Origin of the sequence: Pseudomonas sp. WS 5411, assembly GCF_012985595.1 — a bacterium.
GTDB classification, from domain to species: Bacteria; Pseudomonadota; Gammaproteobacteria; order Pseudomonadales; family Pseudomonadaceae; genus Aquipseudomonas; species Aquipseudomonas shahriarae.
Genome location: NZ_JAARMC010000057.1, coordinates 1 through 906 on the forward strand (window position 1 = coordinate 1; position 906 = coordinate 906).

Consider the following 906-nt stretch of genomic DNA (forward strand, 5'->3'; position numbering starts at 1 on the left):
TTGAGGCGATCAATGCCGTCGGCGAAAGCGAGCGCTATCAATATGACAGCCTTGCGGTAATTACTGAGCGGCAGTTGGCCGGTGGGGCGAGTTTTTTCTGGGAGTGGGAACGGTCTGGCAAGGCGGCACGCTGTGTGCGGCATTGGGCCAGTTTTGCGCAGATGGATACGCGCTATAGCTGGGATGACGGCCGCGTCACCCTGCTTAACGCCGATGGCAGCCAGGAAGTTTACGTGCATGACCCGCGGGCACGCCTGGTGCAGCGGGTTGATCCGGATGGCGGCGAGCATTTCAAGTCCTACGACGCACAGGGGCGGCTGACGGTTGAACAGGATCCCCTGGGCGCGATCACGGCCTACCAGTACGACGAGGCTGGGCGCTTGGTGGCGCTGTTTCCTGGGGATGACGAGCCTACCTCCTACGAGTATGAGGATGGCTTCGTACGGGTCATGCGCCGGGGTGAGGCGGTCTGGAAGTACCAGCGTAATGATCAGGGCGCGATCACGCGCCAGACTGATCCTGACGGCAATGTCACCGAGTACAGCTATGACAAGCGTGGCCAGCTTTTAGCGGTTTGGTACCCGGACCACAGCTGCCAGCGCCTGACGTGGAACGAGCTTGGGCAGTTGATTGGCGAGCAACTGCCCAATGGCGGCGTGCGGCGTTATCGCTATGACGACCTGGGCCGGCAGATTGCCCGCGAGGATGAACATGGCGCCCTGACCCAGTATCACTGGGACGCGGTGGGTCGGCTGATCAAGGTGGTAATGCCGGGCGGTGCCACCCGCGAATTGAGCTACAACCCCTACGGAAAAATCACCGCCGAGCGCGATGAACTGGGGCGTGTGACCCGGTATGAATATGCCGATGGCTTGCACCTGATCAGTCGCCGGATCAACCCCGATG

1 pseudogene is annotated in these 906 nt (G+C 61.4%); it reads left to right on the top strand.

The window, feature by feature from the left end:
* Positions 1–906: pseudogene (locus tag HBR93_RS26745) on the top strand (RHS repeat protein); the annotation flags it as partial.